Source organism: Nocardia sp. NPDC051756, assembly GCF_040681495.1.
Lineage (GTDB): Bacteria > Actinomycetota > Actinomycetes > Mycobacteriales > Mycobacteriaceae > Nocardia.
Map to the genome: position 1 here is coordinate 21,937 of NZ_JBFAYV010000001.1, position 21,624 is coordinate 43,560.

Annotated in this window: 22 protein-coding genes; 9 read left to right on the forward strand and 13 right to left on the reverse strand. The window is 67.3% G+C overall.

What is annotated here, in order from left to right:
- Positions 1-2: 2 nt before the first annotated feature.
- From AB0M22_RS00090 to AB0M22_RS00100, 3 genes are read right to left on the reverse strand one after another with little or no spacing between them, the layout of a single operon-like run.
- Complete coding sequence (locus tag AB0M22_RS00090; RefSeq protein ID WP_364718972.1) at positions 3-1,541, reverse strand: long-chain-fatty-acid--CoA ligase; 1,539 nt, start codon at positions 1,539-1,541, stop codon at positions 3-5.
- The gene (locus AB0M22_RS00095; protein ID WP_364718974.1) at positions 1,538-2,077 is read right to left on the reverse strand and encodes an FcoT family thioesterase; all 540 of its coding nucleotides are present in this window, start codon (positions 2,075-2,077) and stop codon (positions 1,538-1,540) included. Before AB0M22_RS00095 ends, AB0M22_RS00090 begins: the two co-directional genes overlap by 4 nt.
- On the reverse strand, positions 2,074-2,949 hold the full coding sequence (locus AB0M22_RS00100; RefSeq protein WP_364718977.1) for a TauD/TfdA family dioxygenase: 876 nt from the start codon (positions 2,947-2,949) through the stop codon (positions 2,074-2,076). The genes AB0M22_RS00095 and AB0M22_RS00100 overlap by 4 nt, the downstream gene beginning before the upstream one ends.
- 297 nt (positions 2,950-3,246) lie before the next feature.
- Between AB0M22_RS00100 and AB0M22_RS00105 the strand changes: the two genes are divergently transcribed.
- Positions 3,247-3,924, forward strand: coding sequence for a hypothetical protein (locus AB0M22_RS00105; protein ID WP_364718979.1), 678 nt, complete (start codon positions 3,247-3,249; stop codon positions 3,922-3,924).
- Positions 3,925-3,928: 4 nt separating this feature from the next.
- Here AB0M22_RS00105 and AB0M22_RS00110 read toward each other — a convergent pair whose 3' ends face one another.
- On the reverse strand, positions 3,929-4,519 hold the full coding sequence (locus AB0M22_RS00110; RefSeq protein ID WP_364718982.1) for a helix-turn-helix domain-containing protein: 591 nt from the start codon (positions 4,517-4,519) through the stop codon (positions 3,929-3,931).
- A gap of 92 nt (positions 4,520-4,611) precedes the next feature.
- Between AB0M22_RS00110 and AB0M22_RS00115 the strand changes: the two genes are divergently transcribed.
- Positions 4,612-5,043 (forward strand): STAS domain-containing protein, encoded by a 432-nt coding sequence (locus tag AB0M22_RS00115; protein WP_364718985.1) that lies wholly within the window; start codon positions 4,612-4,614, stop codon positions 5,041-5,043.
- Positions 5,044-5,051: 8 nt separating this feature from the next.
- On the opposite strand, the gene AB0M22_RS00120 is transcribed toward AB0M22_RS00115, so the two are convergent.
- The gene (locus AB0M22_RS00120) at positions 5,052-6,083 is read right to left on the reverse strand and encodes a DoxX family protein (RefSeq protein ID WP_364718987.1); all 1,032 of its coding nucleotides are present in this window, start codon (positions 6,081-6,083) and stop codon (positions 5,052-5,054) included.
- Between the two features lie 203 nt (positions 6,084-6,286).
- Here AB0M22_RS00120 and AB0M22_RS00125 point away from each other — a divergent pair, with 203 nt between their 5' ends.
- Positions 6,287-6,571 (forward strand): hypothetical protein, encoded by a 285-nt coding sequence (locus AB0M22_RS00125; protein ID WP_364718990.1) that lies wholly within the window; start codon positions 6,287-6,289, stop codon positions 6,569-6,571.
- Positions 6,572-6,580: 9 nt separating this feature from the next.
- On the opposite strand, the gene AB0M22_RS00130 is transcribed toward AB0M22_RS00125, so the two are convergent.
- The 5 genes from AB0M22_RS00130 to AB0M22_RS00150 all read right to left on the reverse strand — a co-directional run bounded on the left by AB0M22_RS00130 (position 6,581) and on the right by AB0M22_RS00150 (position 12,764).
- The gene (locus tag AB0M22_RS00130) at positions 6,581-7,438 is read right to left on the reverse strand and encodes an alpha/beta fold hydrolase (RefSeq protein ID WP_364718992.1); all 858 of its coding nucleotides are present in this window, start codon (positions 7,436-7,438) and stop codon (positions 6,581-6,583) included.
- A 106-nt stretch (positions 7,439-7,544) separates the two neighbouring features.
- A complete protein-coding gene (locus AB0M22_RS00135; RefSeq protein WP_364718995.1) occupies positions 7,545-9,194 on the reverse strand; it encodes a class I adenylate-forming enzyme family protein in 1,650 nt (549 codons plus the stop codon).
- A 17-nt stretch (positions 9,195-9,211) separates the two neighbouring features.
- On the reverse strand, positions 9,212-10,252 hold the full coding sequence (locus AB0M22_RS00140) for an NAD(P)-dependent alcohol dehydrogenase (protein ID WP_364721570.1): 1,041 nt from the start codon (positions 10,250-10,252) through the stop codon (positions 9,212-9,214).
- Complete coding sequence (locus tag AB0M22_RS00145) at positions 10,252-11,397, reverse strand: serine hydrolase domain-containing protein (RefSeq protein WP_364721572.1); 1,146 nt, start codon at positions 11,395-11,397, stop codon at positions 10,252-10,254. The genes AB0M22_RS00140 and AB0M22_RS00145 overlap by 1 nt, the downstream gene beginning before the upstream one ends.
- Entirely contained in the window at positions 11,397-12,764 is a 1,368-nt protein-coding gene (locus AB0M22_RS00150; RefSeq protein WP_364718998.1) for an NAD(P)-binding domain-containing protein, read from the reverse strand. The genes AB0M22_RS00145 and AB0M22_RS00150 overlap by 1 nt, the downstream gene beginning before the upstream one ends.
- Positions 12,765-13,002: 238 nt before the next feature.
- On the opposite strand from AB0M22_RS00150, the gene AB0M22_RS00155 reads away from it, so the two are divergent.
- Entirely contained in the window at positions 13,003-13,632 is a 630-nt protein-coding gene (locus tag AB0M22_RS00155; protein WP_364719001.1) for a TetR/AcrR family transcriptional regulator, read from the forward strand.
- Positions 13,633-13,793: 161 nt separating this feature from the next.
- Complete coding sequence (locus AB0M22_RS00160) at positions 13,794-14,573, forward strand: DUF6319 family protein (RefSeq protein WP_364719003.1); 780 nt, start codon at positions 13,794-13,796, stop codon at positions 14,571-14,573.
- 1 nt (position 14,574) lies between these two features.
- Here AB0M22_RS00160 and AB0M22_RS00165 read toward each other — a convergent pair whose 3' ends face one another.
- From AB0M22_RS00165 to AB0M22_RS00175, 3 genes are all read right to left on the reverse strand, one after another.
- On the reverse strand, positions 14,575-16,065 hold the full coding sequence (locus tag AB0M22_RS00165) for a GGDEF domain-containing protein (protein ID WP_364719006.1): 1,491 nt from the start codon (positions 16,063-16,065) through the stop codon (positions 14,575-14,577).
- An 83-nt stretch (positions 16,066-16,148) separates the two neighbouring features.
- Positions 16,149-16,808: a hypothetical protein gene (locus tag AB0M22_RS00170; RefSeq protein WP_364719009.1), complete on the reverse strand. Its 660-nt coding sequence runs from the start codon at positions 16,806-16,808 to the stop codon at positions 16,149-16,151.
- Complete coding sequence (locus AB0M22_RS00175; RefSeq protein WP_364719011.1) at positions 16,805-17,401, reverse strand: pyruvoyl-dependent arginine decarboxylase; 597 nt, start codon at positions 17,399-17,401, stop codon at positions 16,805-16,807. The genes AB0M22_RS00170 and AB0M22_RS00175 overlap by 4 nt, the downstream gene beginning before the upstream one ends.
- Before the next feature lie 172 nt (positions 17,402-17,573).
- On the opposite strand from AB0M22_RS00175, the gene galK reads away from it, so the two are divergent.
- The 4 genes from galK to AB0M22_RS00195 all read left to right on the forward strand — a co-directional run bounded on the left by galK (position 17,574) and on the right by AB0M22_RS00195 (position 21,624).
- Entirely contained in the window at positions 17,574-18,701 is a 1,128-nt protein-coding gene (galK, locus tag AB0M22_RS00180) for a galactokinase (RefSeq protein ID WP_364721574.1), read from the forward strand.
- A gap of 216 nt (positions 18,702-18,917) precedes the next feature.
- A complete protein-coding gene (locus AB0M22_RS00185) occupies positions 18,918-20,645 on the forward strand; it encodes a sodium:solute symporter family protein (protein ID WP_364721576.1) in 1,728 nt (575 codons plus the stop codon).
- A 9-nt stretch (positions 20,646-20,654) separates the two neighbouring features.
- Positions 20,655-20,909, forward strand: a complete 255-nt coding sequence (locus AB0M22_RS00190) for a hypothetical protein (RefSeq protein ID WP_364719014.1) — start codon at positions 20,655-20,657, stop codon at positions 20,907-20,909.
- 223 nt (positions 20,910-21,132) lie between these two features.
- Complete coding sequence (locus AB0M22_RS00195) at positions 21,133-21,624, forward strand: FBP domain-containing protein (protein ID WP_364719016.1); 492 nt, start codon at positions 21,133-21,135, stop codon at positions 21,622-21,624.

Genomic DNA, 21,624 nt, shown 5'->3' on the forward strand with positions numbered 1-21,624 from the left:
GCTCAGTTGACCTGTCTCTCCCGCTCGGCCCAGAACCGGTCGCGCAGTTGCCAGCGCAGGATCTTGCCGCTCGGATTGCGCGGAATGCGGTCGACGAACTCGAAGCGCACCGGAATCTTGAACCACGCCAGGTGTTCTCGGCAGAACGTCATCAGCTCGCGCACCCGGACCTGCTCGCCCGGCCGGCACGCGACGAACGCGTGCACCGATTCGCCGAGCACGTCGTCCGGTACGCCGATCACCGCCGTGTCCGCCACGGCCGGGTGCCGGGCGAGGGCGTTCTCGATCTCGGCGGGATAGATGTTCTCGCCGCCGACAATGATCATGTCCTTCAACCGGTCTCGGATGTACAGGTAGCCGTCGGCGTCGGCGTATCCGGCGTCCCCGGTGTGAATCCAGCCGTCGATCAGGGTTTCGGCCGTCGCCTCCGGCAGGTTCCAGTACCCGAGCATGGCGGCCGGCGAGTGCAGGCAGATCTCCCCGACCTCCCCGGTCGGCCGCTCCGCACCGGACGCATCGATGATCCGCGCGGACACACCGGGATACGGCCGGCCCGCGGCGGCCAACCGCGGATTGCCCGCGACGTGGTCCCTGGGCGGCAGGCAGATCGCGGTGTTCCCGGTCTCGGTCAGCCCGTAGATCTGCGCGAACTCGGCGCCGAAGAGCTCCAACGCTTCCCGCAGCAGCGTTTCCGAAATGGGTGATCCGCCATAGACGACCTTGCGCACCGACCCGACCGCCTCCGGCGTCACCCGCGGCTCGCCGAGGATCAGCCGCAGCATCGACGGGACGACGCACATCGTGGTGATCCGGGCCTCCTCGATGATCGCCACCGCGGTGCCGCTGTCGAACCTCGGCATCGCCACATTGGTGATCCCCGCCGCGAAACCCTGCATGGCCCACCAGATTCCACCGACGTGGAAGCCCGGTATGCCGATGAGGTTGCGGTCCCCGTCGCGGAAATCGAGCCAGTCCAGCTCGGCCGCATCGAGCGCCTCCGCGATGGCGAAGAAGCTGCGCTGGGCCAGCACAACGCCTTTGGGCAGTCCGGTGGTCCCGCTGGTGTAGAGCTGGATCACCGCGTCGTCGCGGCCCGATGGTCGTTCGTCGAGATCCGGGTCGGCGATGCCGGCCAGCCAGTCGGCGAACTCGTCGCCATCCAACTGGACCGCGGGTACGTGCGGTGCGGCGGAGCGGGCGATGTCGGCGGTATCGGCGTCGACCAGTACCAGCGCGCTGCCCGAATCGCGCATGATGTGCTCGACCTCGGGCGCGGTCAGCCGGAAGTTGATCGGTACCAGCACCGCGCCGAGTCGCGCGCAGGCGAAGAACAGCGCGTAGTAGTAGACGGATTCCTTACCGAGATACGCCACTCGACTGCTCTTGCCGATACCGAGAGCTCGGAGTGCGCGGGACAGCCGGATGCTGTCGGCACGCAGCCGCGCGTAGTCGAGACCCACTCCGGCGCACGCGATGGCCAGCGTGTCCGGCCGATTGCGCGCGTGCTCGGCCAGGATCGAGGTCACGGTGGGTGCGCTCACAGCGCCGCGCCCAGCGGTCGCTCGGCGTTCACGATGGCCAATCGGACGGTGCCCGCGCACTGCCCGCCGTTGTCGTCCCAGCACCGGAACGACGTGTCCAGCGAGGTGAACGGTTCGCCGTCGCTCGCGCGCGTGCGTTCCTGGCTCCCGACAAGGACGAACTCGCCGGAGAACCGCCGCGGATCGATCGGCCGTCGATACTCGCTGTCGAGCCGGGTGATCAGGATGTCGGGCAGCTGACGCCGCCAGTAGTCGTCCATGGTCCAGCCGCCGAACAGCGGGCCGACGCCGTGCCGCACCAGCACCGCGATGGTCTGATAGAGCATCTGGTTGTAGCAGATGTTCACCTCGACCGAATTGAGATGCCCGGTCGCATCGATGTAGCAGGACTCGGGGATCTCGAATGTCCCAGTGGCAGTGGCCTGTTCGCCTTGCGCCCGGACCGTCAGCTCGCGCAGATACCGGCAGTGCGGCTTGTAACAGCGCAGCACCTCCGACAGCAGCGACGGATCGTTGGGGAACACCTCGCCGGTCATGCCGGGATGCCCTCGTCGTCGTACACGGTCACCCGATGCGACACCGCGGGCTCACAGGTGGAGTTGTGCAGCGCCCGGTGCACCAGGCTGCGGTTGTCCCAGATGAGCAGGTCGCCCCGCTCGAAGGTCTGCAACCGGATCGCCGGATGTTCGAAGGTATCATCGAGTTGACCTGTGGCAGTGAGTAGTTCGTGCAGCAGGTCGGGTCGGTCGGCGCCGTCTGTCGCGGTGATCGACTCGGTGAGACCCTCGCTGACGTACACGATCGGCTCACCGGTATGCGGATGCGGGTGCACCGTCGGCAGCGTTACCGGCGGCGTCTTGCGGTCGATCTCGGCGAGCAGCTCCGAAATGGGCCGATAGACATCGCTGGGCCGGATCTTGAAGTAGCGACGGACACTGTGCGTCGCCGTCGTGCCGGCGACCGCGTCCCGCAATGCAGGGCTGAGCTGCTGATACGCGCGGGCCAGGTCGATGAAAAAGGTGCCGCGGCTGTGCGTCGGCACCACCTGGGTGTGGGTGAAGGTCAGGTCGAACGGGCGCGCCATGAACTGGTAGTCCGAATGCCAGAACTTCCCGGTCTTCGGCACCCCGACCCGCTGCTTGCCGGTCTCCACGTTGGACGAGACGAACACCTCGGGCACGTCCGGGTGGTGATAGATCGGCTCGTAGTACCGGATCGGCTCGCCGAAACCGCCTGCCAGCGCGACGAATTGGTGCGGATCGAGCTCGATGCCCTTGATCACCGCGATCCGCTCGCGGTAGACGGCACGCTTGACCGCACGGATGTCCTCGTGCGATGTGGGGTCGAAGTCCTCGACCACCACACCGAAGTCTCCCTGCGGGCTGATCCGCATGGCTGTTCGCTGCATAGCCACTTAGTCGGCCCACTACGTCCTGTAGTTCCCGGCAATTTCGGGTGATCTGCCCACACCGCGGCGGACGATGTGAGCTGGGTGACACTCGGCGAACAGTGGTTGCACTGCGAACCCGACTGGGGCTAGCGTCCTTCCGCGGTAGCGACCACCGCTGCGCACGGCGACCCGACCAGTCTCGCTGAATCGCCAATAGTGCTTCTCTGCAACAACTTTCGTACTCAACAGTGCGCCGTCGGCGTACTGGTGACCGCGCGCCCGGATTGTGCCGAGGCGAGAAGATGAGGGATCCCCATGGGCAGAACAACATTCGTGACCCTGGCCGCGTGCACGGTTGCCGCACTGGTCGGTTCGGCGGGTACATCGCATGCCGAACCGGGAGTACCCGAAATTCACTACACCGCAGGCGTGGTCGACAAATCGGTGGTGCTGAGCACCGACGCGGGCGCGCTGGCCGCGGCCGACGGGCAATTCCGGCTCAGCGATCGGGCCGGACGCCTGCTCGTTTCGATGCCGCTCAGCTATCAGCGCGACGGCAAAGTGTGGCCGATCACAGCGAAGATCGAGGGCAACACCGCCACCCTCACCCCGAACACCGACCCGGCCGCGGCCGACCTCGCGCCGGCCGCGCTGCGCGACATCGCCATCGACCCGCAATCCACCGACTTCAACACCGCGGTGATGAACTTCGCCACGGTCGCCGGCCTCGGCGTCGCGCTCGGCACGCTGATCGGCACCGCGATCGGCGCGGGTGTCGGCTGTATCGCGGGCGGCGCCCTGGTCGGCGCGGCGGCGGCGGTCCCGACGATCGGCGTGCTGGCCGTCCCCGGCTTCCTCGGCGGCTGCCTGGTCACCGGGGCCGCCGCGGCCCCGATCGGCGCGATCATCGGCACCATCGCGCTCGGCGTGCCCGCCGCGGTCATCGGCGGGCTGCTGTTCGCGGGTGCGCTGGGCAAACAGGCGACGAGCTGAGCGCTCAGGCCGCAGGCTGGGTGCGGTGGCTGTCGATGAGCGCCCGGCCCATCGATTGGGCCCGCCGCGCCGCCTGCCGGTCGCCCTCGGTGGCGGAGACGATCGAGCCCTTCATCAGAATGTGCCAGGACCTGGCGAAGTCGTCCGGATCGCGCAGGCCCGCCTCCTCGGCGCGCGCCCGGACGACGCCGCGAATCGTGCCGAGGTGATCGATGCTGGCCCGCCCGGCCGGATGATCCGCGCCCATCTCCAGCAGCACATTGACGAAGGTGCACGACTCGAATCCCTCGGTGCCGAACCAGTCGTCGAACACGTCGAAGATGGCGAGCAGTCGCTCCTCGGCGGTATTGCCACGCCGGCTGGACTGCTGTTCGACCATGCCGAAGGTCCACACGAGCTCGCGCCGGGCCAGGACCGCGAGGATCAACTCGTCCTTGGTGCGAAAGTGCCGATACAGCGTCGCTTTCGCGATGCCGGCCCTGGCGATCACCTCATCGATGCCGACAGCCCGGATGCTGCGGCGAGTGAACAAGTCGTAGGCAGTGGACAAGATCCGTTCGCGGGCACCGACAATCGTGTCGTCGCTTGCCGTCACCCTCTTACCATAACGCTGTACAGAGCCGACCTGCCATGCTTCACTAGGTAGACAGGTCTGTCCCGTGCGGTGACAGGCCGAGGAGTCGGCATATGTCCCTCAACGACGACGACCGGTTCGCTGCCCCACCCCCGGACCGGTCGGTACTGGAAGCCACTGACGTTCTTCGCTTTTCGGTGTGCTGCCCGCGCCGCGACATCGCCATGATGCTGGTGGACGGCGAGATCGATCTACGGACCGCGCCGAGCTTCCGTGATCAACTCCGCCGGTTGTTCGGCGCCGGACCCGTCATGGTCGTGCTCGACCTGTCCCCGGTCACCTTCATGGGCGCCGCGGGGCTCCGGGTGCTCGTGGATGCCCAGACGCAGGCCGAAAAGACCAGGCGCCGAATGGTGTTGATCACCTCGGCGCGTTGTGTCGATCGCGCGCTGGAGGTGACCGGCCTGGCGCCCAGCTTCCACAGGGTGCGGTCGCTGGACGCCGTGCTGGCCGACCACGCCGTCGGATACGAAGAGACGGCGTAGCTTTCGGCTCAGTTCAGCCTTTTCTCCACCCGGTGCCGCGCGGTGTCGGCGAACTTGCCGCCGCGCTTGCGCGCCGTGTCGGCGAGTTCCGGACCACGCTCGCGCGCGGTGTCCGCCAACTCGACACTGCGTTCCTTGGCGACCTCGGCGAACTCCGCGCCGCGCTCCTTGGCGAGTTCGGCCCATTCTGCGCCGCGGTGCTTGGCCACGTCGGCCAGTTCCGCGCCGCGTTCCCGGGCCAGCTCCGCCAGCTCGGCGCCGCGCTCGCGGGCCAGCTCGGCCCACTTCGGTCCGCGCTCGCGCGCGAGTTCGGCCCATTCGGCGCCGCGGTGCTTGGCGACATCGGCCAGTTCCGCGCCGCGCTCCTTGGCCACATCGGCCAGCGGGGCGGCGTGTTCCTTTGCCGCAGCGGCCCATTCGGGGCTGTGCTGCTGCACGGTCTCGGCCAGCTCGGAGCCCTTGGCCGCCGCGGCGCTGCCGAAACTGCCTGCCGCCGAGGCGACTTCGTGCGCCCGGCGTTTCAGCACCTCACCGGTCGCGCCGTCCGAGGAGCCGGTGAACGGCAGCGCGGCGGTGACCGTCGCGGCGGCGTCCCTGGCGGCCCGCTTACCGCGCCAGCCCAGCGACGGCTTGCCCTCGGTGTCGGCTGCGGCGATCATCAACCCGCCGAGCAGGCCGAGATCCTTGAGGAACGCGTTTCGCTTGACCGCCTTCTGCGCCGGGTCCGGTTCGTTCCAGAAGTCCTGTTCGGTGACCGTGGCCGGGATGACGGTCGCGGCCAAGACCAGCGCGGCCAGGCGTGGCGCCTTGCCGAGGGCAAGCAGCACACCACCAGCTACCTGGGCACCCGCATTGATCCGGACAACGGTCCCCGGATCGTTCGGCAACTTCGCGGCATATTCCTCCGGAAGCTGACGCTGGCCTCGCTGCACCAGCTCGGTCGCCGCCTTCACGCGTGATTCCGGGTGCCGCAACGTATCGACACCCTCCACGACGAAGACAGTGGCCAAAAGCGGGCGGGCAAGTCGGCGTAACAACATGACGGATCCCTTTCCTCGACGGCTCTATTCGACCGGGTTCCCGGAAGGTGTCGCATCAAACCCGGTGGGCGGGGAGTTACGGGCGTATCGGACACAGAATCTACACCCGGTAACGGCAAATATTGAGCGAACGATCACCAGGTTGTGGATCCGAGCTGATCCGCCGGTCCTCGACCGTGATGCCCCGCCGGAAGGTACCGCCGATGAACTCCACCACGGCCGCAACGACTTTCGAGTCGATCGTCGCCCCGCTCCCGGCCGCGCCGGGCTGCACCTTCCGCTTCGATACCGTGCCCTGCCGACATCGCGCCGAATGGTTCATCCGCAAGCGTCCGTGCTGTCACGCCGAGGGCGTCGACTTCATGTGCGACACGTGTCACACCCGGATCCACTGGTTGCTGACCATCGGCGTCGAATTCGAGTGCGCCGGTTGCGGTGTCCGGTCGGACAGCTTCACCGAGCTCTATCCGACCGCGGCGCCGCTGTGAGCCGAGCGGTCAGGGACCCCCGACCGCCTTCGGGACGCTGGACCGGCTCGCGGTCGCCAGGAACTCGGTGATGATCGCGGTGACCTGGTCCGGGTCCTCCACCATGGGCAGGTGGCCGCAGTCCGGCAGCTCGACCCCGGGCTGGGCGCGCAGGGCGCGGTTGAGGCGGGCGCCCGCGCGGGCCGAGAGGATGCGGTTCTGCTTGCCCCAGATCGTGCAGATCGGCGGGAAGCCCGCCGGTGGGTCGAACTGATCCAGCGCGGCGTAGGTGGGGAAGTCCTGGACCAGCTCGTGCAGGGCGTGCAGGCGGCCGCGATCGGACCAGTGGGCGCGCAGGCGTGGGGAGTGTTGCAGGCCCTGGCGCTTGCCGCGTGCGCCGAGCTGATTGCCGACGATCAGCGAGACCGCGCGACCGGGCAGCGCCAGCCTGCGGGCCAGCGGTCCGAGCGGCAGCCGGGCATCCGCCCAGGCCATCGCCGCCGACTGCCCGGAGCTGACGGTGTCCCAGGTCAGCGGGTTGATCAAGACGAGGGCCCGCACCCGGTCCGGATGGCTCATCGTGTAGCTCAGCGAGGTGGCGCTGCCGAGACAGTTGCCGACCAGGACCACGTCGGTGAGCTGGTAGGCGTCGAGGAAGGCGCCGAGCATCCGCACGTAGTCGGCCAGCCGGTAGCCGTCGGCGGGCTGGTCGGATTCGCCGTAACCGGGCAGGTCGAGGGCGAACACCTCGTGGTCGCGGCGCAGCGTCGCCACCTGGTCGTCCCAGATGTGGCGTTGGGTGCCCGCGTTGTGCAGGAAGACCACCGGCGTGCCGCTACCGGAACGCTCGAAGGCCACAGCCCTGCCCTGATGCTCGAAAATGTCCACACTGACTCCTTGCGAGCGGCCGGGCGAACACGTCGCCCGATCCGCTGCAATTTTACGTTGTTGTCAAGCAGCGAGCTGGGACTTCGGCGGTTCTCGTCGGCGGCGATTACACCTCGATGCCGGTGCGCACCACCTTGCCGGTCGCGTTGCGGGACAGCGCGGTGGTGGTGAGCCGCCAGCGGGCCGGCACCTTGTAGTAGGCGATCCGTTCCGCGGCGAACGCGCGCAGCTCTGCTTCCGTTGTCGCCGAGAGGTTTTCGACCACCACCAGCGCGGCGACCTGCTGCCCGAGGTCGGCGTCCGGTACGCCGACGACCGCGCATTCGCGGACCGCCGGATGTTCCTCCAGGCACTGTTCGATCTCGGTGGGGTAGACGTTCTCGCCGCCGCGCAGGATGAGATCCGAACGGCGACCGGACAATCGGAGCCTGCCGTCGGTGAGCACGCCGATGTCGCCGGTGCGCAGCCAGCGGTCCGCGGTGATCGCGGCGGCGGTCGCCGCCTCGTCGTTCCAATAGCCGAGCATCACATACTGACTGCGCACGCAGATCTCGCCCTCGGTCCCGTCGGGCACGGGATTGCCCGCGCCGTCACGGACCTGCACGGCGGCCCCGATGACCGGGCGGCCCACGGTATCCGGGAACGCGGCGAGTTCGGCGGGACTGGCCAGGGTGGCCGCGGTGCTGCACTCGGTCAGGCCGTAGCTGGTCACCAGCGCGGTCTTGGCCACCGGAAGTTGTTCGCGCACTTGATGTTGCAGCGCGGCCGAGGACGGCGCGGAGTTGAGCGAGAACGACGCCAGCGAGGACAGGTCGTAGCGGGACAGATCCTGTTCGAGCATGCGGGTGGCCATGGTCGGCATGGCGCCCCAGTTGCTGATGCGTTCGCGTTCGATCAGGCGCAGCACCCGGTCCGCCTCGAACGAACCCTGATAGAGCACCGAGGTATCGCCGGTCACCAGCCGCGGCACCACCAGGTTGTGCAGGCTGGCGATGTGGAACAGCGGGGAGGTGAGCAGGAACCTGCGGCCGCTCGGCGGCTCGGTCGCGCCGCTGAACTCGGCGGCCAGCGCGTCGTTGAACCGGTGATATCCGATGACCGCCAGCACGTTTCGATGGCTGTGCACCGCGCCCTTCGGCCGTCCGCTGGTGCCGCTGGTGTACAGGACGACCGCCGGATCGTCCTCGTCCACCTCGGCGAGCGGGGTTGTGCCGCCGTCGAATTCGCCGATCAGCGCGGGCAGGTCGTGCTCCATGGTGAGCACGGGCACGCGAATATCCAGCTCCGCCAGCAGGGCCGCGCGTTTCGCGTCGACAACCAGCACGGCCGGGGTGGTGTGCTCGACGCCGTAGGCGATTTCGCGCGGCGTCCACCACGCGTTGTAGCCCACCGCGATCGCGCCGAGGCACTGCGCCGCCCAGAACGTCATCACCCATTCGGGCGTGTTCGCCGCCAGAATGCCGATCCGGTCACCCTTTTCGATGCCGTATCGGTCACGCAGTGCCGTGGCCAGCGCGCCGACCGCCGCCGCATGCCAGGCGAAGGACAGCCGGCTGTCCTCGGTGACGAGATAGTCGCGCTCGCCCCAACTCGCCGACGCGGCCACCAACTCACCGAGCGACCTACCCCGGTCGCGCAGCACCGGCAGCGGCGCACCGAGCACGTCCTCGACCACCATCTCGAACGGCCCACCGGGGCCGGTCAGCCGAGCCACAGCTGCCGCCGCGAATGCCTGCGCGTCGAAAGGCTTCGTCATCTAGCGCACCTCATCTTCTACGGAACCAATACCGCGCGGCCGGTCACCAGGCCACGTTCCAGCCGGTCGAGCGCGTCGCGACCTGCCGCCAGGTCGTAGCGCTCGACCTCCACCGTGAGCTTGCCCGAGCGGGCCAGCGCGACGGACTCGATCAAGTCGGATTTGGTGCCGCCGTACGACTTTCGTACGGAGGCTCCCCACGGCCAGCCGGGTCCGCCGGCTGGACCGGCGGTGATCTCCGGGGCGCCGCCGCCGAGGCCGATCATCCGGTAGGCGCCGTTGGGCGCCACCGATTCCACCGCGAGGCTGGCGGTCTGGTCGATGCCGACGAAGTCGAAGACCGCGTCGGCGCCGCGACCGCCGGTGCGGTCGAGGATCGCGCGCGCGGTGTCCGGTCCGGCCAGCAGGCCCTCGGCCGCGCCGCAGCGGGCGGCCAGTTCGAGCTTGTCCGCGCCGATGTCGACGGCGATCACCCGGGTAGCGCTGGTCGCGGCGAGGATCTGCACCGCGACATGGCCGAGCCCGCCGATGCCGATCACCACCGCGACCGAGTCGGGCCGAAGGTGTTCGCGGGCACCGCGAATCGCGTGGTAACTCGACAGCGCGGCGTCGGCCAGCGGGGCCGCTTGCGCGAAGTCGAGGTCACCGATCGGCACGAAAGAGCTGGCCGGGATGCGGATGTACTCGGCCATGCCGCCGTCCGGGCCGAGTCCCGGACACGGCGGCATCGCGGTGCGACCCGCGGCCAGACAGACATTCTCATTGCCGCGCACGCATTCTCGGCATATGCCGCACGACCAGCACAGGTAGACGATGCCGCGTTCGCCGGCGACCCGGCCGTCGACCGCGGCGCCGACGGCCTCGATGGTGCCCGCGACCTCGTGTCCGAGGGTGAGCGGCTCGTCGCGCATGCGGAACGGAATATGCAGCACGTGCAGGTCGGAATGGCAGATCCCGGCCGCGCCGACGCGCAGCAGCAGGTCGGTCGGGCCGATCTCGGGGATCGGCACCTTGCGCAGTTCCAGCACGCCCGGTTCGGTGAGTTGCAGCGCGCGCATCATGCGTGGACTCCTACCGCGGTGTAGACCGCGCGCAAGTAGGAGTCGGCGCGTGGGGAGCCGATCAGTCCCGGCTCCATCTTGTTCATGGTGTAGGCGAAGGTGATTCGGTGATCCAGGTCGTTGACGACGATCGCGCCGCCCAGCCCCGCCCACCAGCAGACCTTGCCGTCGGGCACCGCCGGCGCGGTGTGCGCCTGGGGTAGTCCGTAGCCGATGCCGAAGCGCAGCGGCAGCAGCAATGCCAGATCAGGACCGTCCGACTGTTGTTCGAAGATCAGGTCGATCGTCTTCTCCGACAACATCCTTCGTCCGTCCAGCACGCCACCGCAGGCGACCAAGGACTGGATCCGCGCCACCGAGCGGGCGTTCCCGTGCCCGTTCACCGCGCCGATCTCGGCCTGCCGCCACGCGGCGCTGTTGGCCTCGCGCAGATCGAGCAGGGGACTGGTGAGCGTCTTGACCAGAATGCTCTCCTGATCGAGCGAGGCCATATCGAACTTCAGCTCCGGCGGCGGCACCAACGCCGCGATCCGGTGGTGCAGTTCGGGTCCGGTGCCGATATGGAAGTCCGCGTCGAGCGGACCGGCGAGTTCATCGGCGAAGAACTGCCCGAGGCCGCGGCCGGTGATCCGGCGGATCACCTCGCCGATGAGGTGCCCGTAATTCAGCGCGTGATAACCCGACGCGGTGCCCGGCGTCCACCACGGCGGCTGCGCCGCGAGCCGCGCGGCCGCCGCCTCGGTGTCGTAGATGTCGGCCAGTTCGATCGGCCGCTCCCAGCCGGAGACACCGGAGGTGTGCCCGAGGAGGTGCCGAATCTCGATGTCGCCCTTGCCGTTCGCCGCGAACTCCGGCCAGTAGTGGGCGACCCGCTGCCGCACGTCCAACCCGCCGCGATCGACCAGCAGCAGGGCACACAGCGCGGTCATCGTCTTGCTGATCGAGAAGACGTTGACCAGGGTGTCCGCGGTCCACGGCACGGTGCGGCCGAGATCACGGTGCCCGCCCCAGAGGTCGACGACGGGTTCGCCGTCGACGGTCACGCAGACCGCCGCGCCGAGTTCCTCGCCCGAGGCGAGCCGGTTCGCCAATTCCGCGCGCACACCGGCGAATTGGTCGGTACAGAAGCCGGAGGTGGTCATCACGCGCGCTCGAGGGTTCTGGCCGGCACCGGCAGCGCGTAGCCATTGGCGGCGGCTCGCTTTGCGCCCCTCGCCATTTCCTTGTTCAGGTCGCGCACATACGGCTCGAACTCGATCTGGATCGTGTGCCGCGGCGAGTCGTAGTAGCGCCCGCTCCGGCGTTCCTCCGCCGCGCGGATGGTCTCGTGCATCTCCGGTTCCGGCGGTGGCAGGTACTTGCCGGTGAGATAGGCGGCGACCAGCTTGCTTTGCTGCTCGGCGAAATTCACCAGCGTCGGCAGCGGTTGCGCCAGGCCCATGAAGAACAGGTTGTCCACGCCCGGCTTCATCATCTGCTTGAACAGTGGGATGCGGTTCTGCTCGTCCGGCACCAGGTCCGGATCGGTGAAGAACGGGAAGCTGATGTGATAGCCGGTGGCGCAGACGATCACGTCCACCTCCTCGGTGCTGCCGTCGGCGAACCGGACTCGCGGCCCCTCCAGCGCCGTGATGGCCGGCTTGAACGCGATGTCGCCGCAGCCCGCGCGATGCAGGAACTCCTCGCTGGCCGACGGATGCGCCTCGAACGGCAGGTGATCGGGCTTGGGCAGCCCGTAGAACTCCATCTCGCCGCGGAACTTGCGCACGAAGCGCTGCTTGAGCTTCATGCTCACCTTGCGCGGAATCCACGGCGGCACACTCTGTTTGTCCCCGACCTTGCCGTTCACGTATTTCGGCAACACCCACACCCCGCGCCGCGCGGACACCGTGAGTTTCTCGGCGACGAAGCGCTGCGACAGTTCCGAGGCGATGTCCAGCCCGGAATTGCCCATGCCGACCACCACGACCTTCTTGCCGCGCATATCGACCGGGTCGAACGGATCGTTGTAGGCGTGGCTGTGGATCAGCACGCCGTCGAATTCGCCGGGGTAGTCGGGGGTGTTCGGATCCCAGTGGTGGCCGTTGCAGACGATCAATACGTCGTAGTCGCGGGTGCGGCCGTCGCTCGCGGTGACCAGCCAGCGACCGTCGGTCTGCCGTTCGGCCGCGGTGACTTTGGTGCCGAACAGGATCTTGTCCCGGAAACCGAAATGGTCGACGTAATCCTTGAAGTACTGGAACAGCTGGGAATGGTGCGGAAAGTCCGGCCAATCCGCGGGCGCCGGATAGTCCTCGAAGACAAGCCGGAACTTGCTGGTATCGATGTGCAGCGACTGGTAGCACGCCGACATCCCGTTGGGATTCTTGAAATACCAGTTGCCGCCGACCTCGTCGGACGCCTCGAACAGGTCGAACGGAATATCGAAGTCCTGCAGCCGTTTCGCGGTGGTGATCCCGGAGGGGCCCGCGCCGATGAGGCAGACCCTGGGCAGAGTGGGTTGAGTCAATTCACTTGTCCTCGTGCTGGGAGGGCGGTCACCTGCCTGCGGCGGCGCGCCCGGCGCCGAAACCGTCCGGAGCCGTGCGGCTTCCGGAGTGACGTAGGCAACAAGGTAACACTGGCTAGACAGCGTGTCTAGTGAATGACGTATTGTCTAGTGAAGGCGGTGCGGATCGCCGGCCGCAGTACACTTGCTCACCGAAAGTCGCACGTCAGCAGAACTTTCGACCGACACGAGGTAACCGTTGCGTACGAACCCGAATCCGGCGGGCGGCAGCCTGCGGGACGAGCAGAAACAGCAGACCAGGTCCCGGCTGATGGCCGGCGCCAAGGAGCTGTTCAGCACCCGCGGCTACGCGGCGGTGCGGGTCGACGACATCGCCGCCGCCGTCGGCTGCAGCCGGGCCACCTTCTATCTGCACTTCACCAGCAAGCTCGAGGTGCTGCGCGCGATCGCCGAGCAGAGCACCGCCCCGAGCGCGCTGCATTTCTACGAGGATCTGGATCGGGTGCTGGACACCGGCTCCCGGGCCGAGTTGGTGGCCTGGATGGGCCGGGCCATCGAGTGGTTCCACGAATACCGCGAGCTGCTGCCCGCCTGGGACGAGGCGACCGCGCTGGAGCCGGAGTTCCGCGAGATCGCCCGCAACGGCATCCTCGCGCTGCCCAACGCGATGACGTCCTATCTCGCCCGCTGGCCCGCCGAGCGCGCCGACGAGGCGCGGCTGCGCGTGGAACTGCTTGTCGCCCAACTCGAGCGGTTTTTCACCCGCTGGGCGGTGCAGGGCACCATCAATGTGTCCGCCGAGCGGGCCGCCGAGGTGCTCACCGATATTTGGTTCCCCGCGCTACAGGCGCCCGCCGAACCGGGTTGATCGGTGCCGCGATTCGTGGGTCCACCGGGCGTAGCTCGATATTCGCTGGCCGCGCGGGAATCGTGTTCTGGGACTCGATTTCGTAGCGGCCTGCAAATCTGTCGGTGCGGTGCGGCATCATCTGTGCACGCAGCCATCCACGAATATTGCTCGGAGTCACCATGCCGTCGCCTAAAACCAAGCCCAAGCCATTGTCGGACAGCGAGATTCAGCGGATCGCCACGGATATCGCCGGTGGCCGCCCGCCCATGGTGTGGTTCACCGCCGCCGCGGTGGGCGTGCCGGAAGGACGGTCGGGAAAGGTGATCTCCCTCGGCGATCCGGCCGACGGAGACTTCCTGCAGGTCCGGCCCACCGGATCGAAGGATGTACTGTCCTTTTCTCCGACAGAAGTGACGTTGACCAAGCCGCCACGAGGGGCGGCGACCGTTTCCACTGCCCAGCCGAAGTCGACAACCAGGAAGGAATCACCCGTGACCCAGCCGTCGACCTTGACGAGCACTGCGACACCGACCACCCCCAGTTCTGTCACGCCGCCACCGGTCGTCCCGAAACCCGTTGCGAGCACCCCGGAATCGGACGAACAAGACGGCGGCGCGAGCAAGCCCGCGGCCAAGCCCGCCCCGGCGGCATCGCCGGCCAAGGCGGCCAAGGCTCCGGCCCGGCCGAAGGCGAAGACGCCCGAGGTCACCGTCACGCTGACCGGCACCGCCGACGGCGAATGGTCCGTCGACGTGGTCAGCGGCAAGAAGCGCGCCGTGCGCGGTCTCGCGGTGCCGAGTTCCGCGGTGGCGCAGGCCGCCAAGATTCTGCACCCCGAGGTGGCCGATGTGGTGGCGGGCATCCTCGACGCGGCCAGGGAAGCCCAGGAGGCCAAGGTACAGGCCCTGCAGGCCGAGCTGGAGGCCGCGCGGCGGCTGCTCGACGAGCTGGTCGACTAGGTCAGACCGCGGTGCTGGTGGATCTGGGGCTCGCGCGCCAGATCCGCCGGCCCGACTCGTTCGGGCCGTGCCGCGCCGGGTCGTTGGCCATGTGCCGCACGGAATCGGGCGCGTGCCGCGCGTCGTCGTGGAACGCGTAGCCGAGCGAGTATTCCTTCGCGTGGTACATCGCCGAGTCCGCATCGCGGATGAGGTCATAGACGGTCGACTCGGTGCTGCGCGGTGACCCGCAGGCGATCCCGATGCTCGCGGTGATCGGGATCTCGCCCGCGCTCAATTCGAACGGCCGGACAAACGCGCCGAGCAGCCGCTCGGCCAGCGTCGCGGCCGCTTGACGATCGAGGGGGGACAGCACCACGAATTCGTCACCGCCATACCGCGCAACCACGTCATCCCGCAGCACCACCCGCCGAATCCGCGAGGCCGCGTTGGCGATCAACTCGTCACCCACCGCATGCCCATAGCTGTCATTGACCATCTTGAACCCGTCGAGGTCGATGAACAGCAAACACAACGGCTGCTCCGCCCACCGCTCACTGTTCAGATTCAGCGCACGCAACAAGGCAGATCGATTCAACAACCCGGTAAGCATGTCGTGATCGGCCTGATACTGCGCCCGCCGCTCACTACGCGAACTACGCACGATCGCGCGCTCGCTGCGCACGAGCACGCCGATGAGCAGGAGTGCGAACAGTGACGAGACCACTACGCGGTCAACGGTGCCCAGCGATGAACCGACCACCGGCACCAGCGAGGCGACGATCAGCGCGACCGCGATGAAGCTGGCGCGCTGCCGCGATTGATGCGGATGGATCCGCCGCGGTGCGCCGAGCCCGCTCATGGTCGGGTGCAGTGCCGAGACGCCGACGATCGCGTAGGCCGCGAGCAGCGGAACCATCATCACCTCGCGGCCGATCGTCGCGGCGCCGGCGGTGTTGAGGCTGTACCCGAGGTCTCCGAGCAGCGCCGCGATCAGCCCGACGTGCACGAACCGCAGCGAGGATTCCGAGCGGGTCGAGGTGGCCACCGAATGCGCGATGAGCGTCAACAGCAGCGCGTCCAACACTGGATATGTGGCCGCCACAATCGTGTTCACGGTGGTGTCGTGGTTGTGCAGGATCGGTGAGATCAGAAAAGTCCAGGACGCGAGCAAGGCGCCGAGGCCGATCAATCCGGAGTCGAGCAGCAGGTCGTAGTTCGAGCGAACCTGGCGCGGGCGCAACCAGATCAGGGCGGCGAGGCCGACCGCGAAATAGGCGAGCAGCGTGCACACGTCGTCCAGCGGATGCAGTCCGCGCTCGGAGGCATTGCGCAGACCGGCTCCCGCGCCGGACAGCACGGCCGAAGCGCACAGCAGATACCAGGGCAGGGGCCGGGCCGGGCGATACGCGCGCAGGCCGACGCCGATCATCGCGACCGTGCCGACGAGGATGGTCGCGAGCGTCAGGAACGACAACAGCTTGGAATCGACCGTGGCATGCACCGCGATCACGACCGCGCTTCCCCCCAGAAGCAGTGTGTACCACCATGTTCGGAACGGATGGTGGTGTTTCCGCTGCTCTCCGCTGACTGTCATCAGCCCCCCTCGGTCGCTCCATCCCCGGTGAATCGAGCCGCGTAGTAGGTTTGTGAGTCCGCCACCACGACCTCGACGTTCGCCTGTTCCTCGAGCATCACTTGAACGCTGTCGGCGAACGAGTACCGAGTGTTGTTGTACGAGCAAATGTCCCAACCGACCGCAGCACGGTTGGCAACCAGAACCTGGACAATTGATTTGATCATGGCATGAAATGCCGGTCCGTGTCGGGCACTTGGCGCAACCAGCGTGAAACCTGCGTAATAAATCGCACCGCGGGCCGCGTGTTCCGGATATCGGGCGGCGAAGTAGTCCGGGCTGATCCACGGGACCGTGTCGAGATGCTTGGTCACCGTGGTCACCCCGACAGGTTCGCCGGAGTCGAGGCGCGCCACATGCTTGTCCACCCGGGGATCGGTCATCACCGCGTGGAATTCGTCCGGGTGTAAAACCTGTCTGGCAATGGCCTTGGCGCGCAGTGGACCGAACGCCTCCTCATAGAGTTGGTGGAACTGGTCAATCCGGTTGTCCGGGATCTTGCCCTCTATGGTGACGTGCAATCCCGGGTGTGTCTCCCCGCCGGACGCTGATCCCCCCGTGCGGGGGGTGTCGAAACGGACGGTTCCGGGCAGGCGGGCGCCGGTCGAATCAAGGCTCATCGTTGTCGCCCCCACGGGGTAGTGCGGTACGCGGCCAGCACGAGCGCGCAGGCGGGACCACCGTCGGAGCGAGTTTCGGTGGTGCGCAGGTGGACAGGTCCGAAGCTCCCCGGTCGATTGCGGGTCATATCGTTCAGGCTGGATCGAATCAGGGCGGACACCTCGTCGGCGGTTTCGGCCTCGTGCTCGACGAAAAGACCTGCACCGGAACCGTCGTCACGCAGGACCCAGCCGATGCCGGCTGCGGCCGTCTGACCTGGTTCGTTCGCGTGCTGCACCGCGTACACGCAATAGAGACGGTCGCCCCACAGGATCGGCTTGCGGACCCGCTCGGTGTGTTCCAGGGTGGAGCGTGGCGGGATGACCGACGACAGTCGAATCAAGTTGGCATCACCCACTCCAAGTTCACGCAGTGCCGCATCGAAGGCCGACATGGCCGTCGGCCCGACTCCCGTTGCGGCGCCTATCTCTATTGTCAGCGGTGACCCGTAGATCTGCCTGCCCGCGGGAGGGCGTAGCCGATCTATCCACGGCAGCCCGAGCAGGCGTCCGCGTGGCCCCACTAGACCGCTGCGCGGGGTGGTGTGAATCATAGTGCCTCCCAGAACACCCGGCCTCATTTTGCAGGCCGGTAATACATCAAAATCGACTGTGCGGCACGAACGCGAATCGCGCACCTCCGCCAGCTGAAAGCAGTGTTCCCGTGGCGTGTCTCGTAACGTGTGGCAGGGCCAGTGGACACGACAGACCAGGAGAACAGTGCGGATGTGGGTTGCGCCGGGACGGGTCAACATCATCGGTGAGCACACCGACTACAACGACGGCTACGTCCTGCCCATCGCACTGCCGCTGGTGGTCGAATGCCAGGCCGGGGTGCGTACGGACGGGCAGGTCCGGGTGGTCTCCCGGCAGCGGCCGGACGAGGTCGTGCTGGTGTCGGTGGCCGATCTCGCGGCCCAACGGGATCGGGTGCCGGGGTGGTCGCGGTATCCGCTCGGCGTGGTCGCGGAATTCGTGCGGCGGGGGCATGACGTCGGTGGGGTCGAGCTCGAGCTGGATGGGGCGGTGCCGATCGGGGCGGGGCTTTCGTCGTCGGCGGCGTTGTCGTGCGCGGTGGCGATCGCGCTGCGGGATCTGTTCGCGCCCAGCGTGACCGATCGGGAGTTGATCGAGTTCGCACGGGCCGCGGAGAACGATTATGTGGGGGCGCCGACCGGTTTGCTGGATCAGTCGGCCTCGATCCTGTGTACGGCGGGGCACGCGCTGTTTCTCGATGTGCGGCGGTTTGTCGAAGACGGTGTCGGTGTGAGTTCGAATTCTGTTGCATACGAACAGATTCCGTTCGATTTGGCCCGATTCGGGCTGGAGCTGTTGGTGATCGACACCGGGCAGCCGCATGAGCATGTGGACGGCGGGTATGCCGAGCGGCGCGCTCAATGTGAGGCTGCCGCCGCAGAACTCGGCGTGACCGCGCTGCGCGACATCGACTCGGTGGCCGCGCTCGACCGGCTCTCCGACGCGGTGTTGCTGCGCCGGGCTCGGCATGTGGTGACCGAGAACGCCCGGGTGTTGACTGTTGCCCAAAGATTGCGAGACGGTGCGGATCCGCGCGCGATCGGGCCGATCCTCACCGCGGGCCACGCCTCGCTGCGCGACGATTTCGAGGTGTCGACGCCCGCGCTGGACGCCGCCGTCGACGCGGCACTCGCGGCGGGAGCGCACGGCGCGCGGATGGTCGGCGGCGGATTCGGCGGCAGCGTCATCGCGCTCGTCGATCGCGCGCAGACCGACGCCGTGGTGGCGGCCGTGCGGAATCGGTTCGCCGACGCGGGCTTTGCCGAGCCGCGCACCTTCGTCGTCGGCCCGGCGGCCGGCGCGCACCGCCGCGACTGAGCGACCGCCCAGGTTTTTGTCCACGATTGTGGCCCGCGAGTGAGGCACAATCACGCAGAGTAGGTGTCGGCCGACACCCACTCGGCCGGCGACGAGTGAGTCGCGCGCCATGCAGTACCCGTAGACGCACGATCTCGCACCCCGGAAGATCTCGCTCGACGCCTGTTTCACGCCAGGAGGGACGCTGTGCCGCTTGCCGATTCACCTGTTCTGACCCTGCTCGCCGCCGAACCACGGTCGGCCTCGACCTATTTCGACGCCTCATCGACGCTCCGACTGGACGCGGCGCCGGTCGACTTCGCCCTGGTCGCCCTGTATTTCGTGTTCGTCCTCGGCATCGGCCTGCTGGCCAGACAGCGCGTCTCGTCCAGCATCGACTTCTTCCTGTCCGGCCGGTCGCTGCCGGCCTGGGTGACCGGCCTCGCGTTCATCTCCGCGAACCTCGGCGCGGTCGAGATCATGGGCATGTCGGCCAACGGCGCCCAGTTCGGCTTCCCGACCTTCCACTACTTCTGGATCGGCGCGATCCCGGCCATGCTGTTCCTCGGCGTGGTGATGATGCCGTTCTACTACGGCTCCAAGGTGCGTAGCGTGCCCGAGTTCATGCGCAGGCGCTTCGGCACCGGCGCGCACCTGGTGAACGCGCTGAGCTTCGCGGTCGCCCAGGTGCTGATCGCGGGCGTCAACCTGTACCTGCTCGGCACCATCCTGAACGTGCTGCTCGGCTGGCCGCTGTGGCTGTCGGTGGTCGTCGCTGCGGTGATCGTGCTGTCCTACATCACCCTCGGCGGGCTGTCGGCCGCGATCTACAACGAGGTGCTGCAGTTCTTCGTCATCGTGGCCGCGCTGCTGCCGCTCACCCTGGTCGGCCTGCACAAGGTCGGCGGCTGGGATGGGCTGCGGGACAAGGTGACCGCGTCGCCGGGCGGCAGTGCGCAACTGCAATCGTGGCCCGGTAACGAGCTGAGCGGATTCAGCAACAACATCCTGTCGGTGATCGGCATCGTGTTCGGGCTCGGGTTCGTGCTCTCGTTCGGCTACTGGACCACCAACTTCGTCGAGGTGCAGCGCGCGCTGGCCACGCACTCCATCTCGGCGGCTCGCCGTACCCCGATCCTCGGCGCCTATCCGAAGATGTTCATCCCGCTGATCGTGATCATCCCCGGCATGATCAGCGCGGTGCTGGTGCCGCAGATGAGCGAGTACAAGGCGGCGAAGGTGGCGGATCCGGACTTCACCGGCGACACCACCTACAACCAGGCGCTGCTGTATCTGATGAAGGACGTGCTGCCGAACGGCCTGCTCGGCGTCGGCATCGCCGGTCTGCTCGCGGCGTTCATGGCCGGCATGGCGGCGAACATCTCCGCGTTCAACACGGTGTTCAGCTATGACCTGTGGCAGCAGTACGTGCGCAAGGAGCGTCCGGACGGGTACTACCTGACCGTCGGCCGGCTGGCCACGGTCGGTGCGACGGTGACGGCGATCTTCACCGCCTTCATCGCGTCGAGCTTCAGCAACATGATGGACTACCTGCAAACCCTGTTCAGCTTCTTCAACGCGCCGCTGTTCGCGACGTTCATCCTCGGCATGTTCTGGAAACGGATGACGCCGACCGCGGGCTGGATGGGTCTGGTCTGCGGAACCAGTTCGGCCGTGGTGATTTTCATCCTGCATCAGACCAAGGTGTTCCACCTGTCCGGGCAGGGTTCGAGTTTCGTGGCCGCGGGCACCGCGTTCGTGGTCGACATCGTGGTCAGCGTGCTCGTCACCCAGGTGACCACGCCGAAACCCGTCGCCGAACTGGTCGGGCTGGTCTATTCGGAAACCCCGAAGGCGGTACGCACGGATCCGGATCAGGACTCCCTGCCCTGGTATCAGCGCCCGGTGCTGCTCGCGGGCATCGCACTGGTGCTGGTCATCGCCCTCAACATCATCGTCGGATAAGGAGCCGCAATGCTTTTCGACATCCGCACCATCGTCGGCGCCCTACTCGGTTGCTACGGGGTGGTCCTGGTCATCACCGGCCTGGTCAGCAATACTGCCGCTGATCAGGCCAAAACCGGCAATATCAACATCAACCTCTGGGCGGGGGCGGGGATGTGTGTGGTCTCCCTGCTGTTCATCGCCTGGGTCGTCCTGCGTCCGATCGCGCTGCCGGAGAAGTCCCCGGCCGCGGAGATCGAGGAAGATCCGTTGGCCAAGCCCTAGTGTGAGCGTGCAAAGCCCCCGTCTGGTCCGCCGGACGGGGGCTTTTCGCTGTTCGGTGTGCGGCGTTCAGCTGTTCAGTACAGACCAGTCGGTCTGGTGATCCTCTTCACAAGGTGCTGACCAGCAGGTATTCCTGGAGGAAATGCGTTTGTTCGATGCCCTCCGCGCCCCGTAACGTCAATCCGGTTTGCTCGGCTAACAATTAGGAATGGAGTGCAACGCAATGAAACCAGTGACCGAACGCGACATCAGGTCGTCGTTCATCAACTGTTCCAAGACCGAGGCCAAGAAGCTGCCGGTGCCACAGAATCTCGACGACCGTCCCTGGGACGATCTCGACTTCCTCGGCTGGAGCGACCCGTCGCTGCCCGGCCGCGCGTACCTGGTCATTCCGAACGACAACGATGAACTGATCGGCGTCGCGCTGCGATACGAGACCGGCGGGCCGGGCCGGGCCCAGATGTGCTCGATCTGCCTGACCACGCACACCGGTTCCGGCGTGTCCCTGCTGACGGCGGCCAAGGCGGGCCCGTCCGGACGCAAGGGCAACACGGTCGGCACCTACATGTGCACCGATCTCGCCTGTCCGCTGTACGCGCGGGGCAAGAAGACACCGGCACTGGGAAATCGGTACCGGGAGAATCTGAATCCGGAGCAGAAGGTCGAGCGGATGCTCGCCAATATGCAGGCGTTCATCGCCAGGCTCTACAGCTGA